The organism is Erythrobacter dokdonensis DSW-74, from assembly GCF_001677335.1.
GTDB lineage: Bacteria > Pseudomonadota > Alphaproteobacteria > Sphingomonadales > Sphingomonadaceae > Erythrobacter > Erythrobacter dokdonensis.
On sequence record NZ_LZYB01000001.1, the window covers coordinates 430,540 to 456,254 of the forward strand.

At 64.1% G+C, this 25,715-nt stretch carries 21 protein-coding genes; 9 read left to right on the plus strand and 12 right to left on the minus strand.

What is annotated here, in order from left to right; genetic code table 11:
• Positions 1-89: 89 nt before the first annotated feature.
• The 4 genes from rplQ to I603_RS02150 all read left to right on the plus strand — a co-directional run bounded on the left by rplQ (position 90) and on the right by I603_RS02150 (position 3,603).
• Entirely contained in the window at positions 90-509 is a 420-nt protein-coding gene (gene rplQ, locus I603_RS02135) for a 50S ribosomal protein L17 (protein WP_068862156.1), read from the plus strand.
• 89 nt (positions 510-598) lie between these two features.
• Positions 599-1,960 (plus strand): serine hydrolase domain-containing protein, encoded by a 1,362-nt coding sequence (locus tag I603_RS02140; RefSeq protein ID WP_068862157.1) that lies wholly within the window; start codon positions 599-601, stop codon positions 1,958-1,960.
• Positions 1,961-2,098: 138 nt separating this feature from the next.
• Complete coding sequence (locus I603_RS02145; protein ID WP_068862158.1) at positions 2,099-2,623, plus strand: hypothetical protein; 525 nt, start codon at positions 2,099-2,101, stop codon at positions 2,621-2,623.
• A 113-nt stretch (positions 2,624-2,736) separates the two neighbouring features.
• Positions 2,737-3,603 (plus strand): hypothetical protein, encoded by an 867-nt coding sequence (locus I603_RS02150; RefSeq protein ID WP_068862159.1) that lies wholly within the window; start codon positions 2,737-2,739, stop codon positions 3,601-3,603.
• Here I603_RS02150 and I603_RS02155 read toward each other — a convergent pair.
• From I603_RS02155 to I603_RS02205, 11 genes are all read right to left on the minus strand, one after another.
• On the minus strand, positions 3,600-4,247 hold the full coding sequence (locus I603_RS02155) for a trimeric intracellular cation channel family protein (RefSeq protein WP_068862160.1): 648 nt from the start codon (positions 4,245-4,247) through the stop codon (positions 3,600-3,602). The genes I603_RS02150 and I603_RS02155 overlap by 4 nt on opposite strands.
• Position 4,248: 1 nt before the next feature.
• Positions 4,249-5,607, minus strand: a complete 1,359-nt coding sequence (locus I603_RS02160; RefSeq protein ID WP_068862161.1) for an amidase family protein — start codon at positions 5,605-5,607, stop codon at positions 4,249-4,251.
• Positions 5,608-5,662: 55 nt separating this feature from the next.
• Positions 5,663-7,063 (minus strand): dihydrolipoyl dehydrogenase, encoded by a 1,401-nt coding sequence (gene lpdA, locus I603_RS02165; protein WP_068862162.1) that lies wholly within the window; start codon positions 7,061-7,063, stop codon positions 5,663-5,665.
• An 18-nt stretch (positions 7,064-7,081) separates the two neighbouring features.
• A complete protein-coding gene (locus tag I603_RS02170; protein WP_068862163.1) occupies positions 7,082-7,342 on the minus strand; it encodes a hypothetical protein in 261 nt (86 codons plus the stop codon).
• Positions 7,342-8,571: a 2-oxoglutarate dehydrogenase complex dihydrolipoyllysine-residue succinyltransferase gene (odhB, locus tag I603_RS02175; RefSeq protein ID WP_068862164.1), complete on the minus strand. Its 1,230-nt coding sequence runs from the start codon at positions 8,569-8,571 to the stop codon at positions 7,342-7,344. The genes I603_RS02170 and odhB overlap by 1 nt, the downstream gene beginning before the upstream one ends.
• A gap of 44 nt (positions 8,572-8,615) precedes the next feature.
• A complete protein-coding gene (locus tag I603_RS02180) occupies positions 8,616-11,417 on the minus strand; it encodes a 2-oxoglutarate dehydrogenase E1 component (protein WP_068862501.1) in 2,802 nt (933 codons plus the stop codon).
• 70 nt (positions 11,418-11,487) lie between these two features.
• Entirely contained in the window at positions 11,488-12,378 is an 891-nt protein-coding gene (gene sucD, locus I603_RS02185) for a succinate--CoA ligase subunit alpha (protein ID WP_068862165.1), read from the minus strand.
• A complete protein-coding gene (locus I603_RS02190) occupies positions 12,378-12,833 on the minus strand; it encodes a hypothetical protein (RefSeq protein WP_068862166.1) in 456 nt (151 codons plus the stop codon). The genes sucD and I603_RS02190 overlap by 1 nt, the downstream gene beginning before the upstream one ends.
• Before the next feature lie 22 nt (positions 12,834-12,855).
• Positions 12,856-13,818 carry a malate dehydrogenase gene (gene mdh / locus I603_RS02195; RefSeq protein WP_068862167.1) on the minus strand — a complete coding sequence of 321 codons (963 nt, stop codon included), beginning with the start codon at positions 13,816-13,818 and terminating at the stop codon, positions 12,856-12,858.
• A 271-nt stretch (positions 13,819-14,089) separates the two neighbouring features.
• Entirely contained in the window at positions 14,090-14,422 is a 333-nt protein-coding gene (locus tag I603_RS02200; RefSeq protein WP_068862168.1) for a hypothetical protein, read from the minus strand.
• A gap of 155 nt (positions 14,423-14,577) precedes the next feature.
• The gene (locus I603_RS02205; protein ID WP_084439775.1) at positions 14,578-15,690 is read right to left on the minus strand and encodes a cell wall hydrolase; all 1,113 of its coding nucleotides are present in this window, start codon (positions 15,688-15,690) and stop codon (positions 14,578-14,580) included.
• Between the two features lie 143 nt (positions 15,691-15,833).
• On the opposite strand from I603_RS02205, the gene I603_RS02210 reads away from it, so the two are divergent.
• Genes I603_RS02210 through I603_RS02220 form a run of 3 tightly spaced genes read left to right on the plus strand, consistent with a single transcriptional unit; the run spans position 15,834 to position 18,417 of the window.
• Entirely contained in the window at positions 15,834-16,682 is an 849-nt protein-coding gene (locus tag I603_RS02210; RefSeq protein ID WP_068862169.1) for an ABC transporter substrate-binding protein, read from the plus strand.
• Complete coding sequence (locus tag I603_RS02215; RefSeq protein ID WP_068862170.1) at positions 16,679-17,659, plus strand: FecCD family ABC transporter permease; 981 nt, start codon at positions 16,679-16,681, stop codon at positions 17,657-17,659. The genes I603_RS02210 and I603_RS02215 overlap by 4 nt, the downstream gene beginning before the upstream one ends.
• Complete coding sequence (locus I603_RS02220; protein WP_068862171.1) at positions 17,656-18,417, plus strand: ABC transporter ATP-binding protein; 762 nt, start codon at positions 17,656-17,658, stop codon at positions 18,415-18,417. Before I603_RS02215 ends, I603_RS02220 begins: the two co-directional genes overlap by 4 nt.
• A gap of 294 nt (positions 18,418-18,711) precedes the next feature.
• Here the strand turns inward: I603_RS02220 and I603_RS02225 are convergent, their stop codons facing one another.
• On the minus strand, positions 18,712-20,277 hold the full coding sequence (locus tag I603_RS02225) for a hypothetical protein (protein ID WP_068862172.1): 1,566 nt from the start codon (positions 20,275-20,277) through the stop codon (positions 18,712-18,714).
• A gap of 204 nt (positions 20,278-20,481) precedes the next feature.
• Here I603_RS02225 and uvrA point away from each other — a divergent pair, with 204 nt between their 5' ends.
• Together uvrA and I603_RS02235 are read left to right on the plus strand one after the other, a co-directional pair.
• The gene (gene uvrA, locus I603_RS02230) at positions 20,482-23,388 is read left to right on the plus strand and encodes an excinuclease ABC subunit UvrA (protein WP_068862173.1); all 2,907 of its coding nucleotides are present in this window, start codon (positions 20,482-20,484) and stop codon (positions 23,386-23,388) included.
• Between the two features lie 104 nt (positions 23,389-23,492).
• Positions 23,493-25,499: an ATP-binding protein gene (locus I603_RS02235; protein WP_068862174.1), complete on the plus strand. Its 2,007-nt coding sequence runs from the start codon at positions 23,493-23,495 to the stop codon at positions 25,497-25,499.
• Positions 25,500-25,715 lie beyond the last annotated feature (216 nt).

Here is a 25,715-nt window from a genome sequence, read left to right on the forward strand (position 1 = left end):
CCGAAGAGAAGGGCGAAGGTTCGGAGCCCTGATCCGAACCGGCTACGGGCTACCTGACACGGGCCCATAACGAACGAAGGAAGAATACAATGCGTCATGGTATTTCGGGCCGCAAGCTGGGTCGCAAGACCGGCCACCGCAACGCGCTGCTGCGCAACATGGCCGCCGCGCTGATCAAGCACGAGCAGATCACCACCACTCTGCCCAAGGCCAAGGAACTGCGTCCCTATGTCGAGAAGCTGATCACGCTCGCAAAGCGTGGTGGCTTGTCCAACCGTCGCCTCGCCATGAGCCGTCTGGGTGACGAGACCCAGCTCAAGAAGCTGTTCGACGTGCTGGCCGAGCGCTATTCGGATCGCGACGGCGGCTACACCCGCGTGCTGCGCGCCGGCATCCGCGCTTCGGACGCGGTGCAGATGGCGGTGATCGAACTGGTCGACCGCGATGAAGCCGCGAAGGGTCAGGATTCGGGCCCGGTGCAGTCCGAGGACGAATACGAAGACGCGTAAGATCGCGCCTTGACAGCGATAGAACAGGGGCCGCCGGAGCGATCCGCGCGGCCCTTTTCTTTTGGGCGGGGCGGGGTAGGGTGCGCGCCATGATCCGCATTTTTCTCCCAGCCGTGCCGCTGCTTCTCGCCGCCGCTCCCGCCGTTGCACAGTCTCAGCAGGAGGCGCTCGACGCCCGCTACAACCGCGCGCTGGCGGCAGGATACAAGGCGCTGACGCTGTGCAGCGCGATCGCCAACGCCGAACGCAATGCCGGTGTCCGAACCCGGACCCCGCAAAGCGTGCAAGAGTGGGAACTCGTCGGCATCTATCCCACGCTCGATCCGATCATCCGCGACTTGCCGTTCGAGATCGTCCGCGCCGCCGATCGCCGTGTAAACCATGTCGCGGTCGAGTGGGCCTCCGACATGCCCCCGCGCTATGCTCGGCATGATGCGGGTGAGGGGTGTAAGGTGCTCCCGATCGGTGCGCCCGTTCCGGCAATGGATCGCTGGCCAATCGATCGATGGGAGAAGGTCTTCAACGAGATGCACTCGGCGGTACCCGGTCCGCTGGATGATACCGGAAATGCCGCTTTCACCGATCGCTACGGCGAAGGCGCGCGCACCACAGCCGTGATTGTCAAAGCGGGCAGCTTCACGCGGTTCACTGGCTTTGCCGAGGGACTTTCGGGCGAGCCCCAGCGCACCTGGTCGGTCGCCAAGAGCATCGCTGCAACGCTGGTGGGGGCGGCGGTTCAGCGCGGCGAGATCGACGTGAACGCGTCCGCCGGATTGGGCATCGATGCGAGCGACCCGCGCCGCGCCATCATAATCGACCAAGCGCTGCGCATGGCGACAGGTCGCTACAGCGACACGCCGGGCAACCGCACCGATCCGCTGTACTGGGGCGGCGAGACGGTGGACGAGGGGGCGCAGAACTGGCCACTGGTCCATCCGCCGGGCACGGTTTTCCGCTATGCCAACAACGATACGCTGGCAGCGATCGCCGCGATCAAGCCCACATTCGCAGCGCACCCGCCTGCCGCATTCTTTGCCAAGCTGGAGATGAACCAGACGGTGGCGGAAACCGATTGGCAGGGGAATTACGTGCTCTCGAGCCAGGTTTGGGCCACCGCCGAGGATCTTGCCCGTTTCGGCCAGCTCTATCTCAACGACGGCGTTCTTCCCTCGGGCGAACGCATCCTGCCCGAAGGCTGGGTGAAATACGTTTCCACCCCTTCCGGCCCGCAGCCCGATGGCCCGTTCGGTTATGGCGCGGGCTTCTGGCTGATGAACAAGTCCAAAGGTGTGCCGCCCGATACCTTCGCCGCCTTCGGTAATCGCGGGCAGTATGTCGTGATCGTGCCGTCGCGCCAGGTGGTGATCGTACGGCGGGGCGAGGATCCGGTCGGCAGCCGGTTCGACATTGCCGCCTTCACCCGCGATGTGCTGGCGGCGCTGGAGCGCTGACAAGAATGTTCATTCAAATCCGACTTTAGATTAACAGTTCCTGTCGCTACGATTCAGCTTCGTCTCAGCGCGAATCGTCCAGCTTGGCATCAACACCGGCGCAATCCCGCATCGGTGCCAAGCGAGGACGAGAGACCCATGACGAGCACCATCTCCCCCAAGTTTTCGCGTGCCGCGCTCGGCACGCTCGCGGCCGGCGCGCTGGCCTTTGCTTCGGCCACGCCGGCGCTGGCTGATGACCACCGCGATCGCGACCGGGGCGGCATCGGCGCAGGCGAGATCATTGCCGGCGCGGTGGTGATTGGCGGCATTGCCGCGCTGGCCGGTGCCTTTGACGGCGACCGCGACCGCTGGGACCGGCGGGATCGGCGCGGCTGGCGCGGAGACGGTTTTCGCGGTGGCGGTGCGCGCGGCGCAGTGGAGCGCTGTGTGCGGGCTGCAGAGAACCAGGCCCGGCGCTTTGGCGGCTGGCGGTTTGCCGACGTGACCGAAATCCGCGATGTCGATCGAACCCGCTTCGGCTTCCGCGTGCAGGGCAGGATGGTTGTCGAAGGCTCGCCGCGCTTCCGAGGCCGCAACTTTGACCGCGGGCGGTTCACCTGCCGTCTGGACGGACGCGGCGCGCCGAGGATCGACTTTGACGGCATCCGCGGCCTGCGATAGGTCTTCAGCATCGCAAGTCTAAGGGCGGTTCAGGCACTCGAAAGCCTGGACCGCCTAGGCTTTGATGCATCGGGGCGTTTGGTGGGCGCTCGTTACAATCCGGAGGGAGCACCATGGCTCTTGTCAAACATTCGCTGGCCCTGGCCGGCGCGCTTGCCGTAACCACCGCCCTTTCCGCGCCCGCGCGCGCCGCTGATCTGCCTGCTGCTCCGCCGGGCGCGATCAGCCTTGCCGGGGCGTTCGATCATAGTCGCTTCGATCCCGCCGCCGACACTGCCGACTGGCGCTGCCGTGGCTGGCGCTGCAACCGTTGGGGCGGGCGCTGGGGCCGGGGCTGGGGGCGCGGCTGGCGACGCAACCGCATCGATGCCGGTGACGTGCTGATCGGCGCGGCGATTATCGGCGGGATTGCCGCCATTGCCAGCTCCAACAATCGCCGCGTGCGCACCAATGACGTGGTCGTTGTGCGCGATAACGACTGGCGTGACGATAACCGCCGCTTCGATGATCGTCGCACCGAGCGCCGCAGCACGGGCGCTTCGGGGCTTGATAACGCGGTTGACCAGTGCCTCACCCGGATCGAGCGTGATGTGCGCGTTGACACCGTCGACAATGTCGAGCGTACCGGGCGTGGCTGGCTGGTGAGCGGCGCGCTGTTCAACGGTTCGCCGTTCCAGTGCCGGATCGGCAATGACGGAAGGATCGACGACATCAACTTCGGCGGTGGCGGCGATTGGGGCGCGGCTCCGGCGACGACCTATACCGACCGCGCCGAGGGGCAGTGGAGCGATACGCGCTACGCCGATGCCCGCATTGCGATGGGTGGCATGGCCCAACCGCAGGCCGCCGCGCCTGAAAGCTTCGCTGCTCGCGCGCCCGCGCAGGCTGGTCTCGCCGATCGGCCCATGCCGGCCTATCCCGGCGGGCCGATTCCGGGAGAGGTCATCCCCGAAACCATTGATGGCGATATCGGCGGCTAGTCTGTTTCCCCGGGCCTGCCGCCATAGCTCGGCAGGCCCCATTCCCAGCGGATTGCCGCGGCGCGCAGGGCAAAGCCGCAGGCGAAGCCTGCTGCCCAGGCCCATTCCTTGGGCACTCCGGCAAGCGGCGCGGCCAGCATCCCCGCCACCGTCAGCGCAGCGGTAAGCGCGGCGGGAGTAACATAGAGTTCAGGGCTCATGATGATCGACGGACGGCCCGCCACCACATCGCGGATGATCCCGCCCACGCAGCCGGTGATGACCCCCATCAGCGCAGCAGGCACGGGCGGCACCCCGTAGGCCAGCGCCTTGGCGCTGCCGAGTACGGCATAGGCTGCAAGGCCCGCGCCATCGGCATAGGCAAACCCCTTGCCCTCCCACCACGCAACCGGCGTGAACCATGCGATGAGAGCGGTCGCCAGACACACCGCGGCGACCCATGGATCATCGATCCAGAACACCGGCGCACGGATAAGCAAGTCGCGCACCGTCCCGCCGCCCACGCCTGTCACCAGCGCGAAGAAGGCCATGGTGACAAAGGTTTGCCGCAGGCGCGCCGCCAGCACCGCGCCCGAAAGGGCAAACAGCGCAATGCCTGCAAGATCGAGCAGGTCGAGAATTGGAGTGAGGACGGTGGGCGTCACGTCAGCCGTGCAGGATCTGCCCGATCGCTTCTGCCGCTGCAATGCAATCAAGGTCGCTCCAGCGCGGGCCGATCACCTGCATTCCGCAGGGCAGTTCGGAACCGAGGTAGGTGCCGCTACCGATAGGCAGGACGGCCGCGGGCAGGTTCGGGAAGGTCGCCAGCCCTGCCCAGGCGAGCGCGTTGGCGCCGGGCTGCTCGGCGTCATTGATGGTGAGCTTGCCCCTGAATACCGATTCGTCGCGATGCGGCACAGCCAGCACCGGCGCGGGCGGTGCGAGGACGAAGTCATAGGTCTCGAACAGCGCAGCCCACTGGGCGGAGCAGGCAGCCTGCGCGTCAAGCAGATCGAACCAGTCGGTCGCGCTCGCGCGCTTGCCGTCGGGCGCGGGAGCGCCGCGCGCCATGGCGATGTTCATCATCTTGAGATATTGGCGATATTGCTGCGCCTGATCGGGCAGAAGATCGCTTGCCCGGTCGATCATTACTCCGGCGCGGGCGAGGGTTTCGATCGCACCCTCGGTCGGGGCCATGACGCTCGCATCGACCGGCGCGCCCGGCAGGTCGGTGATCGCCAGCAGGCGGCAGTCCTTCAGCGGCTTTGCGCTGCGGGTGAGCGGCACTTCGGCGCCGATTTCGGTCAGGACCGCCAGATCGGCGGCATTGCGGGCCAGCGGCCCGGCGATGCTCAGCGCCCCGTCATGCGCGGCGATGAAGCCATCGCGCCGCGACATGGCGGGGTGATCGTGACCCCGCTTCGACACCAGGCCCCAGGTGGTCTTGTGGCCCCATACCCCGCAGAAATGCGCCGGCACGCGCACCGATCCGCCGATGTCGGTGCCATAGTCGCAAGGCACCATCCCGCTCGCCACCGCGGCCGCGCTCCCGCCCGAGGAACCGCCGGGCGAGCGTTCGGGATCATGGGGGTTCGAGGTGCGGCCATAGACCGCGTTCATGCTCTGCCAGTCGGTGAGATCGACCGGTACGTTGGTCTTGCCGATGATCACCGCCCCTGCGGCCTTCAGGCGCCGCACCAGTTCGGCATCGCGCGGGGCGATGGTGTCCTTGAAGCGCGGGTGGCCGAAGGTGGTGGGAAGTCCTGCGACGTCGAAGCTTTCCTTGATCGTCATCGGCACGCCGAAAAGCGGCTGATCCGGCTGCGGACCGGCAGCGTCGAGCGCGCGGGCCTCGGCATAGGCGGCCTCGAAATTGGGCACGGCGAGCGCATCGATGCTGGCATCGAGATGCTCGATCCGCACGATCGCGGCATCGATCGCCTCGGCAACGCTGAGGCTGCCTGCCCGGATTGCAGCGGCGGTCGCCAGCGCGCCGGGCGCGTCGGTGAGTTGCGGATAGGCCATGTGCAAATTCTCCCCTCGGCTCTGCGGTCTAGGCAAAGCCGGAAGGGTGCGCAATTCACATATGGATCGGCTTGCCCTGCACCGCCATCGCCGCTTCCTTGAAGGCTTCGGCATGGGTGGGGTGGGCGTGGCAGGTATAGGCGATGTCCTCGCTCGTGGCGCCGAATTCCATCGCCTGCGCCGCCTGCGCGATCATGGTGCCGGCGAGGCTGTTGATCATCCACACGCCGATAACGCGGTCGTTGGCGGCATCGGCGATGACTTTCACGAAACCGTCGGTGTCGCGGTTCGCCTTGGCACGGGAGTTGGCCATCATCGGGAACTTGCCGACCTTGACGGCGATGCCCTTTTCCTTGGCCTGTTCTTCGGTCAGGCCCACGCCCGCGATTTCGGGCGCGGTGTAGACGACGCTGGGGATGACATCGTGGTTCACGATGCCGGTCTGCCCAGCGATATTCTCGGCGACCGCGATGCCTTCATCCTCGGCCTTGTGGGCGAGCATCGGGCCGGGCACGACGTCGCCGATCGCCCAGATGCCGTCGACACTCGTGCGGAAATCATGGCCGATCTCGATCTGGCCGCGATTGTTGGTGCTGAGGCCCGCCTTGTCGAGCGCGAGGCCTTCGGTGTTCGGACGCCGCCCGATGGCGACGAGCACATGGCTGGCGGTGACGGTTTTGGCCTCGCCGCCTGCGGCCGGTTCGACCGTGAGGGTAACGGTCTTGCCCTTCACTTCAGCGCCGGTGACCTTGTGGCCGAGCATCATGTCCATGCCCTGCTTCTTGAAGATCTTCTGCGCTTCCTTGCGCACTTCGCCGTCCATGCCGGGCAGCAGCTGGTCGAGGAATTCGACCACGGTGACCTTCGCGCCCAGACGCCGCCACACCGAACCCAGTTCCAGCCCGATCACGCCGCCGCCGATCACCACGAGGTGTTCGGGTACTTCATCGAGGTCGAGCGCGCCTGTGGAATCGACGATGCGCTTGGCCGCGTTGTCGACGGTAACCCCGGGAAGCGGGGTGACGCTTGATCCGGTGGCGATCACGATGTCCTTGGCTGTCACCTTCTCGCCGCCGACATTGACGGTGTGCGCGTCCTCGAAGGCGGCGTGACCCTTGAGCCAGGTGACCTTGTTCTTCTTGAACAGAAACTCGATCCCGCCGGTGAGCTCGCCCACGGCCTTGGACTTCTCGGCCATCATCTTGGCCAAATCGAGTGTCGGCTTGGCGGTGATGCCCCAGGTGGCGAAGTGGCCGCCCGCGGCTTCCTCGAACAGTTCCGAGCCGTGAAGCAGCGCCTTGGAGGGAATGCACCCGACATTGAGGCAGGTGCCGCCGAGCGTTTCGCGGCTTTCGACGCAGGCGGTCTTCAGCCCCAGCTGCGCGGCGCGGATCGCTGCGACATAGCCGCCGGGGCCGGCACCGATGATGAGGACGTCGTAATCGTAGTTAGCCATTGTCTGTTCCTGCTCGGATCATTCGAAGGGGACTGGTGCATCCGTCATGCGCCACCAGAAATATCGTATTGCCTCGCTCTGCTGCCTGAACCGTGCCAGCTCATTCCATTTCCCGCGTTCGCCATAGGCCACAGTCCAGAAACCGCCTTCGTCGAAGAGTCCATAGACCTCGTTAGCTTCGGCAAGATCGGCTTTGCTGTAGGCGATCGTCCACTTATCCGGATCTATGCCGGCCCCCGTCAGGGCGGACTTCAATCCTTCGAGGGTCCAGCCCGGCATTACAAATCAATCAGCATCCGGGTGGGATCCTCGATCGCTTCCTTGATGATCTTGAGCGCGGTCACCGCTTCGCGTCCGTCGATCAGGCGGTGGTCATAGGACAACGCGAGATACATCATCGGGCGGATCACGATCTCGCCGTTGCGGACCACCGGGCGGTCCTCGATGCGGTGGAGGCCCAGCACCGCGCTCTGCGGCGGGTTGATGATGGGGGTCGACATCAGGCTGCCGAACACGCCGCCGTTGGAGATGGTGAAGGTGCCGCCGGTCATGTCTTCCATGGTCAGCGTGCCCGCCTTCGCGCGCGCGCCGAAATCGGCAATGTCCTGCTCGATCCGGGCAAAGCCCTTCTTGTGGGCATCGCGGATGACGGGGACGACAAGGCCGTTCGGCGCGCTGACGGCGACCGAGATATCGACATAGTCGTGGTACACGATCTCGTCACCGTCGATATACGCGTTGACCGCCGGCACGTCCTTCAGAGCAAGGCAGGCGGCCTTGGCGAAGAAGCCCATGAAGCCCAGGCGGATGTCGTGCTTCTTGGCGAACAGGTCCTTGTACTTGTCGCGCGCCTCGATAACCGCGCTCATGTCGCAATCGTTGAAGGTGGTGAGCAGTGCGGCCTGTTCCTGCGCGCCCTTCAGCCGCTTGGCGATGGTCTGGCGCATGCGGGTCATCTTGACGCGTTCGGTGTTGCGCGCGCCGCTAGAGGTCGCCGCCGGGGCGGGAGCGGGCGCGGGAGCAGGGGCCGGTGCGGGGGGCGTGCTGCCCGACTTCTTCGCTTCGGCGGCGGCGAGCACGTCTTCCTTGGTCAACCGGCCATCCTTGCCGGTGCCCTTGATGGTCGAAGGGTCAACCCCGTGTTCCAGCACCGCGCGGCGCACCGCGGGCGACATGGTCTGGGTGGCGGCGAGCAGTTCGTCAGAGGCCGCCGGGGCAGCCGAATCAGCCTTGGCCGCCGCCGGGGCCGGGGTGGAAGCAGACGCGGTGGCGCCTTCCTCGATCACCGCGATCACCGCGCCGACTTCGACATTGTCGCCGACATTGGCGCGGTGTTCGGACATGATCCCGGCAACCGGCGAGGGCACGTCGACCGCGACCTTGTCGGTCTCGAGGCTGCAGATCGGCTCGTCCGCGGCGACCGCATCACCGGGCTGCTTGAGCCATTCGGCGATGGTGCCTTCGGTGACGGATTCGCCCAGAACGGGGACTTTGATTTCGGTAGCCATTGGAACGGGTTCCTGCGTTTAACTGATATGAGCTGTGAGGTGCGTCAGGCGTTCAATCCCAGCGCGTCGGCGATCAGCGCCTCTTGCTGGGCCTTGTGACGGCTGGCGAGTCCCGTGGCGGGCGAGGCGGCGGCATCGCGACCCGCATAGCGCGGACGCATACCCTGGTGCCCCGCGGCGGTGAGGGCTTCCTCGATCCGTTCGTTGACGAAGAACCACGAACCATTGTTGCGCGGTTCCTCCTGGCACCAGATCACCTCCTGAAGGTTCGTCATGCGCTTGAGACGGATCGCCAGCGGGTCGCCGGGGAAGGGGAAGAGCTGTTCGATGCGGACGATCGAAACGTCATCCTGTCCCGCCGCATCGCGCGCCTCGATCAGGTCATAGGCGACCTTGCCCGAACACAGCACCAGCCGCCTGACCTTGTCATCGGCAATCTCGGTCGTGTCGGACAAGATGCGCTTGAACTGCGAATCTCCGAGGAAATCGGCGCGGTCGCTCTTGGCGAGCGGGTGGCGCAGCAGCGACTTGGGGCTCATGATCACAAGCGGCTTGCGGAACGGCCGCAACATCTGGCGACGCAGAACGTGGAAGTAGTTGGCCGGGCTGGTGATGTTGCAGACTTGGATATTGTCGTTGGCGCACAGCTGAAGGAAGCGTTCGAGGCGGGCCGATGAATGTTCCGGCCCCTGTCCCTCATAGCCATGCGGCAGCAGCATCACGAGGCCGTTGGCGCGCAGCCACTTGGCCTCCCCGCTCGCGATGAACTGGTCGATCATGATCTGCGCACCGTTGGCGAAATCGCCGAACTGGCCTTCCCACAGCACCAGGCTCTTGGGATCGGCCATGGCAAACCCGTATTCGAAGCCGAGCACGCCATATTCCGACAGCGTCGAATCGTGCACTTCGAACTTGCCGTGGGGCAGGGTGGAGAGCGGAACGTATTTGCGCTCGGTCTTCTGGTCGACCCACACCGCGTGACGTTGCGAGAAGGTGCCGCGCCCGCTGTCTTGTCCCGAGAGGCGCACGCCGTAGCCTTCCATGACCAGGGAGCCGAAGGCCAGCGCTTCGGCCGTGGCCCAATCGAAGCCTTCGCCGCTGCTGAACATCTCGCGCTTGGCAGCGAGCACGCGGTCGAGGGTCTTGTGGACGTCGAGATCTGCGGGAACATCGGTCAGCACGCGGCCCAGCGCGTCGAGCATCTTGGGCTCGATCGCGGTATCGACGTTGCGCCGCGCGGTTTCCGGGTCGACCGGCTTGTTGAGTCCGGCCCAGCGACCGCCGAACCAGTCGGCCTCGTTGGGCTTGTAGGTCTTGCCGGCCTCGAACTCGTCGTCGAGCAGACGGACGAATTCCGCCGCCAGTGCATCGCGCGTGCCGGGTTCGACCACGCCTTCGGCAATCAGGCGGCCTTCGTAGATCTTGGAAACCTTGGGGTGGCCGCGGATCGCGTCATACATCAGCGGCTGGGTGAACTTGGGCTCGTCGCCTTCGTTGTGGCCGAAGCGGCGATAGCACCACATGTCGATCACCACGTCGCGGTGGAAGGTCTGGCGGTATTCGACCGCAAGCTTGCAGGCGAAGGTCACCGCTTCGGGATCATCACCGTTGACGTGCAGGATCGGCGCCATCACGCCCTTGGCCACGTCCGAGGGGTAGGGCGAGGAACGCGCGAACTTCGGCGAGGTGGTAAAGCCGATCTGGTTGTTGATGATGAAGTGGATGCAGCCGCCAGTGTCATAGCCCGGCACGCCCGACAGCGAGAGGCTTTCCCACACCACGCCCTGACCCGCGAAGGCGGCATCGCCGTGGATCAGCACGGGCAGCACCTGGTCCTTCTTGGCAAGATCGTCGCGGATCGCCTGCTGCGCGCGCGCCTTGCCGAGCACGACCGGATTGACCGCCTCCAAGTGCGAGGGGTTGGGCACGAGGCTCATGTGCACCGAAATCCCGTCGAACTCGCGGTCGGTCGAGGTGCCGAGGTGATATTTCACATCGCCCGAACCGCCGACCTCGTCGGGGTTCGCACTGCCGCCGGAGAATTCGTGGAAGATCACGCGGTAAGGCTTGGCCATCACGTTGGCGAGCACGTTCAGGCGCCCGCGGTGGGCCATGCCGTAGATGATCTCGCGCACGCCAGCGCTGCCGCCGTGCTTGATCACCGCTTCCAGCGCCGGGATCATCGATTCGCCACCATCAAGGCCGAACCGCTTGGTGCCAACGTACTTCTTGGCGAGGAATTCCTCGTACTGTTCCCCGCGCAGCACCGCGGCAAGAATCGCCTTCTTGCCTTCGGGGGTGAACTGGATCGTCTCGCCCGGGCTTTCGAACTTGTCCTGCAGGAAGCGGCGTTCCTCGGTGTCGGCGATGTGCATGTATTCGAGGCCGACCTTGCCGCAATAGACTTCGCGCAGGCGCTGGTGGAGCTTGCCCACCGTGGTCCATTCCATGCCGAGCACGCCGCCGACATAGACCTCTTCGGCTTCCTTGCCCGCCAGCCCGTGCCATTCGAGCGTGAGATCGGCCGGACCTTCGCGGTTCGACAGGCCGAGCGGGTCGAGATCGGCCGCCATGTGGCCGCGCACACGGTAAAGCCGCACCAGCGTCATCGCCGCGATCGAGAGCGCGGCGGCCTTTTCGACCGCCCTGGGATCCATCGCGCGCCCTGCATCCTTGGCGGCCTTGGCAACAGCGAGGCGCATCTCGGTCGGGTCCATCGCCGCCACCAGATCGGCGGCGCTTCCCGCCACAGTGTCGAGCCAGCCGCGCTTTTCCCACGAAGGGCCGGGCTGCGGGCCTTCCTGGTCGGTCAATGCGGGGATGAAGTTGGTCGGTTCGTTGCCCATCATGGGTCTCCTGGGGAGGAGGAAGGATGGCTCCCGGCGCGAGGCGCGCCGGAGGCCGGTAGTCGTCAAATCAAGCGTTTTCTTTCAGCATCGCCGCCAGCGTTTCGCCGAGCAGCGAGGGCGAGGGGCTGACGCGGATGCCCGCATCTTCCATCGCCGCGATCTTGTCTTCCGCGCCGCCCTGACCGCCCGAGACGATGGCGCCCGCGTGGCCCATGCGGCGGCCCGGAGGGGCGGTGCGCCCGGCGATGAAGCCGACCATGGGCTTCTTGCGGCCCTTGGCAGCTTCGGCCTTGATGAAGGCGGCGGCTTCTTCTTCGGCGCTGCCGCCGATTTCGCCGATCATGATGATGGACTCGGTTTCCGGATCGTCGAGGAACAGGTCGAGCACGTCGATGAAATTGGTGCCGTTGACCGGATCGCCGCCGATGCCGACCGCGGTGGTTTGGCCGAGGCCCGCCATGGTGGTTTGGTGCACGGCTTCATAGGTGAGCGTGCCCGAACGCGAGACGATGCCGACGCTGCCCTTCTTGAAGATGTTGGCCGGCATGATGCCGATCTTGCACTCGTTCGGCGTCAGCACGCCGGGGCAGTTGGGGCCGATCAGGCGCGACTTCGAGCCCGCGAGCGCACGCTTGGCGCGGACCATGTCGAGCACCGGGATGCCCTCGGTGATGCAGATGATGAGCTCGATCTCGGCATCGATGGCTTCGCAGATCGCGTCAGCGGCGAACGGCGGCGGCACGTAGATGCACGAGGCGGTCGCGCCGGTCGCGGCCTTGGCCTCGCGCACGGTGTCGAACTGCGGCAGGCCGATATGGGTGGTGCCGCCCTTGCCCGGGGTCACGCCCGCGACCATCTGCGTCCCGTAATCGAGCGCGGCCTGGGTGTGGAAGGTGCCGGTGTTGCCGGTCATCCCTTGCGTGATGACCTTGGTGTCCTTGTTTACGAGGATGGACATTATTTATTCTCCGTTGGGGTCATGACCACCAGCCGCATGGCCGGTTTGTCGCGTGAGCCGGTCGGGGCGATCTGGACCGGCCGCCCTTCCGCCATAAAGGTGATTTCGCCGTCCTTGTTGGGCTTGTGCAGCTTGCCTCCGAAGGCGGCGGTGAATTCCTCGAAGACTGCAAAGCTCTTGATGCGCGCGTTGACGATGCAAATGCCCGCGCCCCCGGTCCCGCTGAGCAGTATGATCGGGGCTCTTTGGCCATGGCCGTAAATGATCGGTCCATCCTCGACGGCCTTGCCGTCCGAGGAGATGGTCGCCCGCGACCAGCCAAGTTTCTCAAGCTCCGTCGGGTCAAGCGTGCCGCCGTTCGTGGCGGCGAAGCAATCATTGTAGCTTTCGAAGATCTCCCCGACCGGCGCTGCCCGCATCTCGGCGGCAGCAGGGGCTGCGCCGAGTGCGAACAATGCCGATAGAAGGATAGAAGCCTTACGCAAGGCTGCTATCCAGCGCCTTGCACGCTTCGAGCAGTTCCTTGACCGCATCGACGCTGACCTGGAGGTTGGCCTTTTCCTCGTCGGTGAGGTTGATCTCGATCACCTCTTCCGCACCGCCCGCACCGATCACCACCGGCACGCCGACATAAAGCCCGTCAACACCGTACTGGCCGTTGACCTCGACTGCGCAGGGCAGGATGCGCTTCTGGTCGTAGAGATAGGCTTCAGCCATCGAAATGGCGCTGGTGGCAGGCGCGTAGAAGGCCGAGCCGGTCTTGAGCAGCGCGACGATCTCGCCGCCGCCCGAACGGGTGCGCTGGACGATTTCGCCGAGGCGGTCTTCGGAGATGCCCTTGATCTTGGCCATGTCCTTCACGGGGATGCCGTTGATCGTCGAGTAGGAGAGCACCGGCACCATGGTATCGCCATGGCCGCCGAGCACGAAGGCGTTCACGTCCTTCACGCTGACGCCGAATTCCCACGCGAGGAAGGTGGCGAAGCGCGCCGAGTCGAGCACGCCGGCCATGCCGACGACCTTGTTCGCCGGAAGGCCCGAGAACTCGCGCAGCGCCCAGACCATCGCATCCAATGGGTTGGTGATGCAGATCACGAAGGCATCGGGGCAGTTGTCACGGATGCCTTCGCCGACCGCCTTCATGACCTTGAGGTTGATGCCGAGCAGATCATCGCGGCTCATGCCGGGCTTGCGCGCGACGCCCGCGGTGACGATCACCACGTCCGCGCCGGCGATGTCGGCATAGTCGTTCGAGCCGGTGATCTTGGCATCGAAGCCCTCGACCGGGCCGCACTGGCTGAGGTCCAGCGCCTTGCCCTGCGGCACGCCTTCGACCACGTCAAACAGCACAACGTCGCCAAGGCCTTTGGTGGCGGCGAGGTGGGCGAGCGTGCCGCCGATATTGCCGGCGCCGACGAGGGCGATCTTCTTGCGGGCCATGTTCTGGACTTCCTTCCCTGATTTCTCGGGACGAAGCGATGAAGCGCGCAAGAACAAACGTGGCGCCGGTGCCAGCCTCCCGTCCCAAGCGGCCAGGCACCCGTTACATTGGGCGCGGTAGGCCTCTCAAAACCGGTTTGCAACCGTCAAAAGGCCGTAAGCGGCAACTATCTTTGCAAACAGTTCGCAATTGCATTAAGGCAATCAGGTCAACGCATCAGGGAAACGCCGTAGCGCAGGAACACAAGCTGGCGATGGATCCGACGAAGCGTCAGGCGGGGATCGGCGAGCGCGCGGCGCTCGCGGCGAGCCGGCGGTCGAACATCGCGGTAATCGCGATCCATTCGGCGGCCTCTTGTGCCTGGCCGTCGGCGGCAGCGCGCCGGGCCTCGGCATGGGCCACGCGCGCGGCATCGAGCCCGTGGCGGGCAAAATGCCTCAGCGCGGTGACCAGCACCGGATCGAAGCCGCCGTCTGCGGCCTCTGGTGCAGTGCCATTGTCATTGGCGGCCAACACCCTGACCCGCGTGACCAGACCGCGGCCGGCGGCTCCCCTGCCAGCGTAGCGGGCGGGGTCAAGGGCGGGGGCAAGGCGGATCGACATGAAGAGAAAGGTTCCTGCTGGGCGCAAGCGTGCGGCGGTGACAGGGCTTGCGTTCTGACTGTTGCAGGAGCCCTAGCAGCGCGGGGCTGAAGCCTTGGTGGCCGAACAGGGTTTCAGCGCGCTTAACCGTGATTGCGTGCTTGCGCACAGCGGCTTCAATCCGCGGCGGCTTCGGGGGCAGGCGCAGGGGCCTTGGCGGGAGGCGTTTTCCACTGGCCCGCGCGCGCATATTCGGGCTTTACCTGCCCGGCTGCCGCATAGGCCGGATCGCCCGTCGACGCAGGCGCCTTGGCGGTGTCGGCGGGACTGGCGGGCCTTCCGGAGTCACGCTTGTTGTCCGTCAGCGGCGCGAGATCATAGGCGATTGCGGGCCGCGCAGCAGCGGCCGTTTGGGAAAGGGCAGGGGCGGCGGCAGGGCCGCTCTCCAGCCCGGCATAGGCCATCGAAAAGGCATTTTTCTCGCCCGCACCGCCGCGTAGCCGGTAGAAGCGGTGCGCGCCGATCGTGCCGACATGGTCGAGCGTGCCTGCCCAGTAGGGATTGACCCAGAGCGTGTGGTAATGGGTCGCATGGCCCACGGGCGCATAGACGCTGCCCGACAGTGCTTCGGCCGCCACCCGCTGCGCGCGCGCCCAGCTGGTGCCCGAGGGGCGGCGCGCAAGGCTGCCGTCGCAGGTGAAGGTGAACTGGCACCCGGTGCGCCGTTCCGAGCCCTGATAGACCACGCCGCACACGCTCGCCGGCCACGAGGGGTGCGCCACGCGGTTCAGCACCACCTGCGCCACCGCGCGCTGGCCGGCCTCGCTCTCGCTCGCGGCCTCGTACCAGACGGCCTGCGCGAGACATTCCTGCGCGCGCATGTGGGTGATGCCGGTGCCGGCCGAGAAGAACGGTCTCGCCGGGGCGCCGACATCGATCAGTGCGCCCAGCTCGCGCCCGTCCTCTGCGCCGGGCGAGAGCGGGTCGGCCTTGGGCAGCGCCACCAGCGCGCTGCCGGGCGGATCTGCGAGATAATAGAAGGCGGAGCCCGGAAAGCTCATTCCCGGCCGCTCGAATGGCAGGGCCGTGGCTGCAGCCTGCCGTGTGTCGGTTGCCGCGGTGCTCTCGAGCGCGGGGCCGGGCAGGGCGACAATGTTTCCGGGGGCGGCCAGCGCAGGCACGGCGATTGCTGCTGCCAGGACTGCAAGCCGCTTGCGCCAGACATTGCTGACCGGGATCGCGGCGGCGAGCGAGGCGATGGACGCGAAGGGCGCGCGGGCAAGAGGCATGAGCTCATCCTCGCCCTAGACGCTTCGCGCTCCGCCCGCGAGCGCCGGCCGACAGCGCGTCCCGAAACCGGACAGGCCCGCGCCAAGGTGTCACCGGGTGCGCTTGCACAGGGCGCGGGGCGGCCCTATCGCGGGCAGCGGACATGGCGAGGGATCGGGACAAGACTGGCACCGGACACGCACCCGGCGGGCTTGCTGCGCTGCTGGCGCTGCTGGCTGCCGCCTGCGCTCCGGCTCCTGCGTCCGGGGGCGCGGATACCGGCGGGCCGACCATCGTCAGCCTCAATCCCTGTCTCGATGCGATCCTCGTAGAGGTCGCGCCTCAGCAGGTGATGGCCCTGTCGCATTACAGCCGCGATCCCGGCTCGAGCTCGATCCCGCCGGAGGTCGCCGCGCATTACGAGGTGACCGGCGGCGCGGCGGAAGAGGTGATCGCGCTTGCCCCTGACCTGGTGCTCGCTTCGGTCTTCCTGCCACAGCCGACACGGGCCGCGCTTGAACGGGCAGGGCTGAGGGTGGCGACCTTCGGCAGCCCGACAAGCATCGCCGAGAGCGCAGCCCAGGTGCGCGAGGTCGCCGCGCTCGCGGGGCGCGAAAGCGAGGGCGAAAGGCTGGTGCGCGACATGGAGCAGGCCGCGCAGCCGCCGGCGGAAGCGCTTCCGGTCTCCACCCTGCTGTGGCAACCGGGCGAGATCGTTCCGGGCGAGGCGACGCTGGTGGCGCAAATGCTGCGCGCGCGCGGCTTTACCAATCACGGCGAGGCCATGGGCCTATCGCAGGCCGATTTCGCGCCGCTTGAAACCGTGCTCGCTGATCCGCCCGAACTGCTGCTGGTGGCCGGAGACAGCGCCGGGCAGCGCCACCCGCTGCTCGGCAGATTGACGCACACCCGCGTCGAGACTTTCGATCCGCGCCTCTTGTTCTGCGGCGGGCGGACGATCGTGGGTCTGGCGATGCGTCTGGACCGGATCCGCGCGGAGTTGGGCAAGTGAACCGCGCCAGCCTCGTCTTTGCGATGCTGCTGGCGGTGCTGTTGCCACTCTCGCTGCTGGCCGGACGGGTGTGGATCGATCCCTTTGCCGGCGAGGGGCCGGCCAATGCCGCGCTGATCCTTGCCGAACTGCGCCTGCCGCGTGCGGTTCTGGCAGTAGTCGTTGGCGCCGGGCTGGGCGCGGCGGGGGCGGCGATGCAGGGTTATCTCAGGAATCCGCTGGCCGACCCCGGCCTGTTCGGCATCGCTCCGATGGCAGCTCTGGGTGCGGTGGCGAGCTTTTGGCTCGGGACGAAATGGGCCCTGCCGCTGATGGCGCTGGCAGGTGCGGGGGCGGGCATGGCAGCACTGGCGCTGATTGCCGGACGCACAGCCTCCGACGCGCAAGGCGGGGCGGGCAGCGGGATCGCGCTTTTCACGCTCGCCGGGCTGATGATTGCCAGCCTTGCCGGGGCCTTGACCGCGCTCGCCATTACCCTGGCACCCGATCCGTTTGCCCTGTCGGAGATCGTGCTGTGGCTCAACGGCGCGCTGACCGACCGTTCATGGCGCGAGGTGCTGCTCGCCGCCCCGCTGGTCGCAGCCGGAATTGCGGTACTGGCGCTCGCCGCCCGCAGTCTCGATGCGCTGACACTGGGCGAGGAGGCAGCGCGCTCGATGGGGCTCGATCCTGCACGGCTGCTGCTGGTACTGGTGATCGGCGTGGGTTTGACGGTCGGCGCGGGCGTCGCGGTGGCGGGGATTATCGGCTTTGTCGGGCTTGTCGTGCCGCATCTGGTGCGCCCGCTGACCGACCGTCTGCCCTCCAGCCTGATCGGTCCCAGCGCACTGGCGGGAGCTTGCCTGGTGTTGGCGGCTGACAGCGCGGTGCGCGTGCTGCCGCTGGTCACCGAACTCAGGCTCGGCATCGCGCTGTCGCTGATCGGCGCGCCGTTCTTTCTGTGGTTGCTGGTGCGGATGCGGCGGGGACGACTGTGAGTCTGTCGGCGGAAGACCTGATGCTGGTTCGCGGCGGCGCATGCGTGGTGGAGGGCCTGTCTGCCACGCTCGAACCCGGCACGATCACGGCCATCGTCGGCCCCAATGGCGCGGGCAAGTCGAGCCTGCTGCTGGGTCTTGCCGGGCTGTTGGCCCCCAGCGCCGGACGGGTGGTGCAGGGCGGCAGCGATCTGGCCTCCGTGTCGCCGCGCAAGCGGGCGCAGGCGATCGGCTATCTTCCGCAGATGCCCGAAATCGCGTGGGATATCGCGGTAGAGAACCTCGTCGCACTCGGCCGCCTGCCGTGGCGCGACCGTGGAACCCAGGCCATCGAGGCGGCCATCGCGGCACTGACGCTCGAAGAATTGCGCCATCGCCCTGCCAGCCGCCTGTCTGGCGGGGAGCGGGCACGGGTGCTGCTCGCCCGCGTGCTGGCCGGGGAGCCCCGCTGGATTCTCGCCGACGAGCCGGTGGCCGCGCTCGATCTTGCGCACCAGATCGCGCTCATCACGCATCTCAAGGCCTGCGCGAAGGCCGGGCAGGGCGTGGTGCTGGTGCTGCACGATCTGGCGCTGGCGATGAACCACGCCGATCGCGTGCTGGTGCTGGAGCAGGGACGGCTGGTCGCCGATGGCACGCCGGAAGCGGCGCTCGCTTGCGATGTTATCGCACGCGTCTGGGGAGTGCAGGCGCAATGGCTCGGAAAGGCACCGGCAATGGGGCTGGTAACGACACCCCAAGGCCAGGCTCAGGCGTAAAGTGTTGTCAGGTGAACCGGGGCGCGGCCTTAGGCATGGGGACAGCCATCAATGCCAATGCGCCCCGGTCCGTCTCCGACTCTGGTAGGGCCAGGTTGCGACCCTCGAAGGGACCCGGCTGGAGACTGCTGAACACGGAGTGACCTTGCCCCTTCGATACACGATTGGCGACTTCAGTTTTTCTATAGGGTCTCCGGAAATCACCAAGAATTCATGACTTTCAGTAATTTAATCGGTGTACGCCAAGCTTGGCCGATCACGCTTGCGCGCTTTTGCGCCAACCGAACAGGCCGCTCATTCGGACGATTGGGCTTCGGTGAGCCTCCGGTTTGCTTCGATCCTGGCAATAGCCGCATTGATGTTGGCGACCTCTGCTTCGCGCAGCGCCGTTTCGGCCTCCAACTGGGCAATGGCCTCGTCATTGGGATCAAGTGCCTTCTCGATCAGGGCAGCGCGAGCATCGGCCAGTTCCTTTTCCGCCTTGGCCAGCTCGGTTTCCTCCTTGAGCAAATCCAGTTCGCTTTTCTCGTTGCCGCGCAACGTGTCGATGATGCTCCCCATCTCCCCTGCCAAGGTGCTCGCCGCGCCAGCAACGGCCTCACCCTGGGCGCGCTTCTGGGCGTAGCCTGCGCTCGTCATCACACCGTTCTGCGCAAATGTGGCCGACAGCGTAGCGTTGGTGAACGCCTTGCTCTTGAAAGGAAGATAAAGCGTTGTTCCCTGGTTCATCATCTGCACCGGAAATGCCTTGATAGGCTCCTTGCCGCATTCCTCCTGCCCGCATACGGTCAGCGTGGCCGGCACGGCGATGCGATAACGAATGCCTGCTTCGGCAGATGCTTCCGCACTGGTATTGAATCTGCCGGCAAAATCCGAATTTGCCTGAAGCTTGAGCCGGAGCGAATTTTCTTTAGCAAGCTGCGTTAGCGCATCGCGAAAGGTCGGCTTGCCTGACCCTTTGCACTCCTCTTCATCCGGCCGGCAGAAGACCGCCGGATCGTCGAAGACCCATTTCGCCAGAGCTCCGATATCGATCATTTCGGGTGCCGGGCTTTGGGTCACGCTGCTGCGCGCGGGGAACAGGAGCGACTTTGTAAAGGTGATCTTCTTTTGCGCCTCGCTCAGCGTTCTGGTCGCAATATCGAGTTCGACCTGCGCGGCGGACACAGCCAAAATCCGTCTGAAGTGTTCCGCTTTCTGCGCGTCGGTAATCGATCCACCGGCGCGCAGGATTATCGCGCTGTAGGCCGTAAGCTGCTCGGTGGCTGTCTTGACGTTCTGGATCTTCTGATCGACCCCTTCAATGACCAGCCTTCCCGCATCATCTCTCTTGCCCGACTTTGCTTCCTGCACGGCCTTGATCGCTGAAATCAGCGATGGTGTGCAAACAGGGACTGGCTGTTTGTCCTTTTGCTTGTCCGGATCATTGCCCTCGCTACTTTTGGCGATTGTGGCACCGGCAACTTTGCCGACTGCTATGAGCGTGGTGCTTAGAATTTCGCCGGTCCTGTCTTCAGCAGATGCGTTGATCGCCTTGATCGCCCCGTTGTCGTAGAAGTCCACCTTGATGTCGCTGGTTTTGGTGAAGGCATCCAGCGAAGCATAGTCGATGACATAAAGTCCATCAGGATCAGGACCGGTTTTCGGCGTCATCTCGGCCTTTGGGATCAGCTTCAATGCGTTGGTTTTCGCATCACAGCTGGCCGTCCAGCTAAGCTTCGTGTCGAATTGCGAGAAAGGCAGGAAATAGGCGATCCCCTGACGGTCGGATGTTTTGTCCGCGAATTTGTGAACCTTCAAGGTCGTGCAGCCTGCCAAGAGAAGGCTTGAGGTAGTGGTAATCAACAAGGCGTGGTTCATGGTCCCCCCATTCGTTCCCGGCTCAATAGGCCGACAGGCAGGCGAGGACACTTCAGATTTTGTGCACCGCGTTCAATAATTGCGGAGAACCGATAACCGCCTCGCGCGTTGTAATTCCGCTGCCCCATGCCATTTCGCAGGTGGCAGTGGACACCTCGCCACTTCCCTTGACCTACGCGAACATTTCCGGAACACGTCACGCCCATGAGCCTTACCACCATCTCCGTGCGCGGTGCGCGCGAACACAACCTCAAGGGCATTGATATCGATCTGCCGCGCGATGCGCTGATCGTGGTCACGGGCCTGTCCGGCAGCGGCAAGTCGAGCCTCGCCTTCGACACCATCTATGCCGAGGGACAGCGGCGTTACGTGGAATCGCTGAGCGCCTATGCGCGCCAGTTCCTGGAGATGATGCAGAAGCCCGATGTCGAGCATATCGACGGGCTCAGCCCCGCCATTTCCATCGAACAGAAGACCACCAGCCGCAACCCGCGCTCAACGGTCGCGACGGTGACCGAGATCTATGACTACATGCGGCTTTTGTGGGCGCGGGTGGGCGTTCCCTATTCGCCTGCCACCGGAGAGCCGATTTCCGCCCAGACCGTCAGCCAGATGGTCGATCGGGTGATGGCCTTGTCCGAAGGCACCCGCGCCTATCTGCTCGCGCCCGTCGTTCGCGGGCGCAAGGGCGAATACCGCAAGGAGCTGGCCGAATGGCAGCGCGCCGGCTTCACCCGCGTGCGGATCGACGGGGAGATCTACCCGATCGAAGAGGCCCCGGCGCTCGACAAGAAATACAAGCACGACATCGAAGTGGTGGTCGACCGGATCGCGGTGCGCGAAGGCATCGAGACGCGGCTGGCGGACTCCTTCGAAACCGCCCTGAAGCTGGCCGAGGGATTGGCCTATGTCGATCTGGCGGACGGCGTGGTGCCGGGGCGCGAGACGGAAGAGCAGGCCAATAACAAGGGGGGCGCGATGAAGGGCGCAGGCCTGCCGGCCAACCGCATCGTCTTCTCCGAGAAATTCGCCTGTCCCGTCAGCGGCTTCACCATCGAGGAGATCGAACCCCGCCTGTTCTCCTTCAACGCCCCCCAGGGAGCCTGCGCCGCCTGCGACGGGATCGGGGAAAAGCAGCTGTTCGACCCGCAGCTGGTAGTGCCCAACGAGGCCCTGACCCTCAAGCAGGGCGCGGTGGTGCCCTGGGCCAAGTCCAACCCGCCGTCACCCTATTACATGCAGGTGCTCGCCAGCCTCGCCAAGGCCTATGATTTCGATCTCACCACCCCATGGAAGGATCTGGAGCCCGACCAGAAGATGATCATCCTCCACGGCACGAACGGCCTGCCGGTGCCGCTGACCTTCAAGGACGGGCGGCGCGAATACACCGTCAACAAGGCCTTCGAGGGCGTGATCGGCAACCTCAACCGCCGCATGATGCAGACCGAAAGCGCGTGGATGCAGGAGGAGCTCTCCAAGTATCAGACTGCGCAGCCTTGCGAGGTGTGCGGCGGCAAGCGATTGAACGAGAAGGCCTTGAGCGTGAAGGTCGCCGGGACCGACATCGCCACGCCCGTGCAGATGAGCGTCGCCGATGCCAAGGCGTGGTTCCTCGCGCTCGACGCGCATCTGACGCCGCAGCAATCGCAGATCGCCCGCGCGATCCTGAAGGAGATCAACGAGCGGCTGGGCTTCCTCGACAATGTCGGCCTCGACTACCTCAACCTCGACCGCACCAGCGGCACCCTGTCGGGCGGGGAGAGCCAGCGCATCCGCCTCGCCTCGCAGATCGGCTCAGGCCTGTCGGGCGTGCTCTACGTGCTGGATGAACCCAGCATTGGCCTCCACCAGCGCGACAATGACCGGCTGCTCGAAACCCTCAAACGCCTGCGCGATCTCGGCAATACGGTGATCGTGGTGGAGCATGACGAGGACGCGATCCGCGCCGCCGACCATATCGTCGACCTCGGCCCCGGTGCTGGGGTGCATGGCGGCGAGGTGGTGGCGCAGGGGACGCTCAAGCAGATCCTCAAGGCCAAGGGCTCGCTCACCGCCGACTACCTCACCGGCAAACGCCGTATCGAGGTGCCGGCCAGGCGCCGCAAGGGCAACGGGCACTTCATCGAGGTGAAGAACGCGCGCGCCAACAACCTGAAAGGCGTCACCGCGAAAATCCCGCTTGGCACCTTTACCTGCATCACCGGCGTTTCGGGGAGCGGCAAATCCTCGCTCACCATCGACACCCTGCAGGCGGGCGCAGCGCGGGTGCTCAACGGCGCGCGGGTGATCGCGGGCGCGCATGACGAGATCACCGGCCTCGAATATTGCGACAAGGTGATCGAGATCGACCAGTCCCCCATCGGCCGCACGCCGCGCTCCAACCCCGCCACCTACACCGGCGCCTTCACCCAGATCCGCGACTGGTTCGCCGGCCTCCCGGAATCGCAGGCGCGCGGCTACAAGCCCGGCCGCTTCTCCTTCAACGTCAAGGGCGGCCGCTGCGAGAAGTGCCAGGGCGACGGCCTCATCAAGATCGAGATGCACTTCCTCCCCGATGTCTACGTCACCTGCGAGGAATGCCACGGCAAGCGCTACAACCGCGAGACGCTGGAGGTGAAGTTCAAGGGCCACTCGATCGCCGACGTGCTCGACATGACGATCGAGGACGCCGAGGAGTTCTTCAAGGCCGTGCCTGCGATCCGCGAGAAGATGCGGATGCTGAACGAGGTCGGCCTCGGCTACGTCAAGGTCGGCCAGCAGGCGACGACCCTGTCAGGCGGCGAGGCGCAGCGGGTGAAACTCGCCAAGGAACTCGCCCGCCGCAGCACCGGACAGACGCTCTATATTCTGGACGAGCCGACCACGGGTCTGCACTTCGAGGATGTGAGGAAGCTGCTCGAAGTGCTGCACCGGCTGGTGGAGGGCGGCAATTCGGTGGTGGTGATCGAGCACAACCTCGACGTGATCAAGACCGCGGACTGGATTATCGATCTCGGGCCTGAGGGGGGGGTGCGGGGCGGGGAGGTGGTTGCCGCTGGCACTCCCGAACAGGTCGTCAAGGAGCCGAGGTCGTTTACGGGGCAGTACCTTGCGCCTTTGTTGGGGCGGTGACTCCGCCGAACACGCCGCTCAAACGTGGTAAGCTTTCGCGTTGATTCCTCGTTGGGATTGCGCCAACCACAGCGAAACCAATTGATTTTGAGGGCCATGGGACGATGAGCGAGCAAACCTATGAGCTTGAAGTCAAGCCCGACTTCATCGCACGGCAAAGCAAAAGCAGCATTGAGACTGGTCTGGCTGAACTCATTTGGAACGCTCTAGATGCCGATGCGCAGTCTGTATCCGTGAAGATTGACTGGGGTGGCCTTGGCATCCCAGACAGAATTAGGATTATCGATGATGGGACTGGGATAGCCCACTCCGAAGCGCCGACCTTATTCAGGAGTCTCGGAGGCTCATGGAAGGGTGTAAAGAAGCTTACATCGAAGCGGCGCCGTGAACTCCACGGCAAAGAAGGTAGGGGGCGCTTCCGTGCTCTTTCCCTTGGAACCCAAATTCAGTGGGACACCGTGTACGAGGACAACGGTAAACGGTACAAGTTCAACATATGGCTTGATGAGCAGGCGCCTAATATCGTTGCTATCTCAGAGCCTGTTGAAACAGATCGGGCTACTGGGACTGTCGTCCATGTACGAAATCCGAAGAAAAATGTAGAAAAAATCAGATCGGTTGAAGCGATCGAATACTTCTCTCAGGTATTCGCTGTTTACCTGATGTCGTATCGAGATGCGTCGATTGAAATCGACGGTAGTGATCTCGATCCATTAATCGCAATTTCAGATCAGACCAATCATGAACTCCCTCACATCGTTGACGATGGGGAATCATTTCCATGTTCATTAACCATAATCGAATGGAATACGAAAACGCGTAGGTTGCTGTTTTTGGCTAATGAAAAGGGGTTCCCCGTCCTACAGCTCGATGGGAAGGTTCATGCGGAGAACGGAGATTTTTCGGCGTACATTCAGTCAGATTACTTTCCGAAGGTCGTCGATGCAGCAGACGTAGTATCGGTGGGAGATCGACCTGAGGTACGGAAGGCTGTCTCCGACGCTCGACAGGCAATTAAGTCACATTTTCGTGCGAAGGGAAAGGAAGCAGGGAAATCTCTGGTCGAGACATGGAAGGCCGAGAAAGTCTATCCATACGAGGGGGAGCCTAAGGACAGTATCGACCGTGCTGAGCGGCAGATGTTTGAAACGGTTGCTGTAGCCGTCAGCACCTCTGTTCCAGAGTTCGAAGAGACGCCAGTCCAAGCCAAGGCGCTCCACCTTCAATTACTCAAACACGCAATTGAGCGTAGTCCAGATGATCTTCAAAGAATATTAAGTGAAGTTTTGAAGCTTCCGAAAAAGAAGCAAGCTGAACTTGCAAATCTGTTAAATCATTCCGAGCTATCAGATATAATTAGTGCAGCGGCTGTTGTGGGGGAGCGGATTAAGTTTCTTACGGCTTTGCGATCGATCTTGTTCGATCAAGAATTAAAGAAACTTGTTAAGGAGAGATCGCAACTACATAAAATCCTTGAGGCAAACACGTGGGTTTTCGGTGAAAGATATAATCTTTGGGCTAGCGATAAGGAGCTTACCAATGTTCTTAAGGCGTGCCTAAGTTTACTTGGAGACAATTGTGTTGTTGATGATAGGGTCAAGATCTTAGATAAAAATCGTGGGATTGTTGATTTGGTTCTAGGTAGAACTAATAAAGTTGGTGCTGCCGATGAATATGATAACTTAGTCGTAGAAATCAAAGCCCCCAAAGTAAAATTAAATTCTGATCATGTCGTTCAAATTGAAAAATATGCGGATGCAGTGGCTCACGATGAGAGGTTTCATCGAGTGCCTGGGATCAGATGGCATTTCTGGTTGATCGCCGACGAGTATGATCGATACGTTGAGGGCCGTATCTCGGGTGGGCCTAACCAAAGATCTCGGTTGATCAGGAACGACGACCGTGTCCGCATTGGGATCAAGACTTGGGGGGAAGTGCTGGACGACAATTTCGCCCGCCTTTCGTTCGTGCAGGAGCGGCTAAAGTATGATGCAACAGAGCAGGAAGCACTTTCCGAGTTGAAAGATCGGTATGAAGATGTTTTTGCCGACCTTGAGGTGCCGGACGGTTGGAATGATGAGGAAGAGGACGAAGGCCAAGGAAGGACTTAAGTACCTTTCCTACACCCCCACCCCCGACATACCCTCCCGCGCGCGTTGGCTCGCCGCAAGCGCCAGCACGGGCCTCCGCCCGCTAGGCCGTCCTCAGCCCTGACGGGCCTTGCGGCGGCCCTGCAAAAGGCCACTCCGGCACCACACACGGCGCTCATTCAGCCGTGAAACATTTTTAAGTACGCAAATTCAACGCCCTAAGCGTGAAACATTCCC

Coding starts and splice junctions, on each gene's coding strand:
- rplQ (WP_068862156.1), top strand. CDS start 90: ATGCGTCATGGTATTTCGGGCCGCAAGCTGGGTCGCAAGACCGGCCAC.
- I603_RS02140 (WP_068862157.1), top strand. CDS start 599: ATGATCCGCATTTTTCTCCCAGCCGTGCCGCTGCTTCTCGCCGCCGCT.
- I603_RS02145 (WP_068862158.1), top strand. CDS start 2,099: ATGACGAGCACCATCTCCCCCAAGTTTTCGCGTGCCGCGCTCGGCACG.
- I603_RS02150 (WP_068862159.1), top strand. CDS start 2,737: ATGGCTCTTGTCAAACATTCGCTGGCCCTGGCCGGCGCGCTTGCCGTA.
- I603_RS02160 (WP_068862161.1), bottom strand. CDS start 5,607: ATGGCCTATCCGCAACTCACCGACGCGCCCGGCGCGCTGGCGACCGCC.
- lpdA (WP_068862162.1), bottom strand. CDS start 7,063: ATGGCTAACTACGATTACGACGTCCTCATCATCGGTGCCGGCCCCGGC.
- I603_RS02170 (WP_068862163.1), bottom strand. CDS start 7,342: ATGCCGGGCTGGACCCTCGAAGGATTGAAGTCCGCCCTGACGGGGGCC.
- odhB (WP_068862164.1), bottom strand. CDS start 8,571: ATGGCTACCGAAATCAAAGTCCCCGTTCTGGGCGAATCCGTCACCGAA.
- I603_RS02180 (WP_068862501.1), bottom strand. CDS start 11,417: ATGGGCAACGAACCGACCAACTTCATCCCCGCATTGACCGACCAGGAA.
- sucD (WP_068862165.1), bottom strand. CDS start 12,378: ATGTCCATCCTCGTAAACAAGGACACCAAGGTCATCACGCAAGGGATG.
- mdh (WP_068862167.1), bottom strand. CDS start 13,818: ATGGCCCGCAAGAAGATCGCCCTCGTCGGCGCCGGCAATATCGGCGGC.
- I603_RS02200 (WP_068862168.1), bottom strand. CDS start 14,422: ATGTCGATCCGCCTTGCCCCCGCCCTTGACCCCGCCCGCTACGCTGGC.
- I603_RS02205 (WP_084439775.1), bottom strand. CDS start 15,690: ATGCCTCTTGCCCGCGCGCCCTTCGCGTCCATCGCCTCGCTCGCCGCC.
- I603_RS02210 (WP_068862169.1), top strand. CDS start 15,834: ATGGCGAGGGATCGGGACAAGACTGGCACCGGACACGCACCCGGCGGG.
- I603_RS02225 (WP_068862172.1), bottom strand. CDS start 20,277: ATGAACCACGCCTTGTTGATTACCACTACCTCAAGCCTTCTCTTGGCA.
- uvrA (WP_068862173.1), top strand. CDS start 20,482: ATGAGCCTTACCACCATCTCCGTGCGCGGTGCGCGCGAACACAACCTC.
- I603_RS02235 (WP_068862174.1), top strand. CDS start 23,493: ATGAGCGAGCAAACCTATGAGCTTGAAGTCAAGCCCGACTTCATCGCA.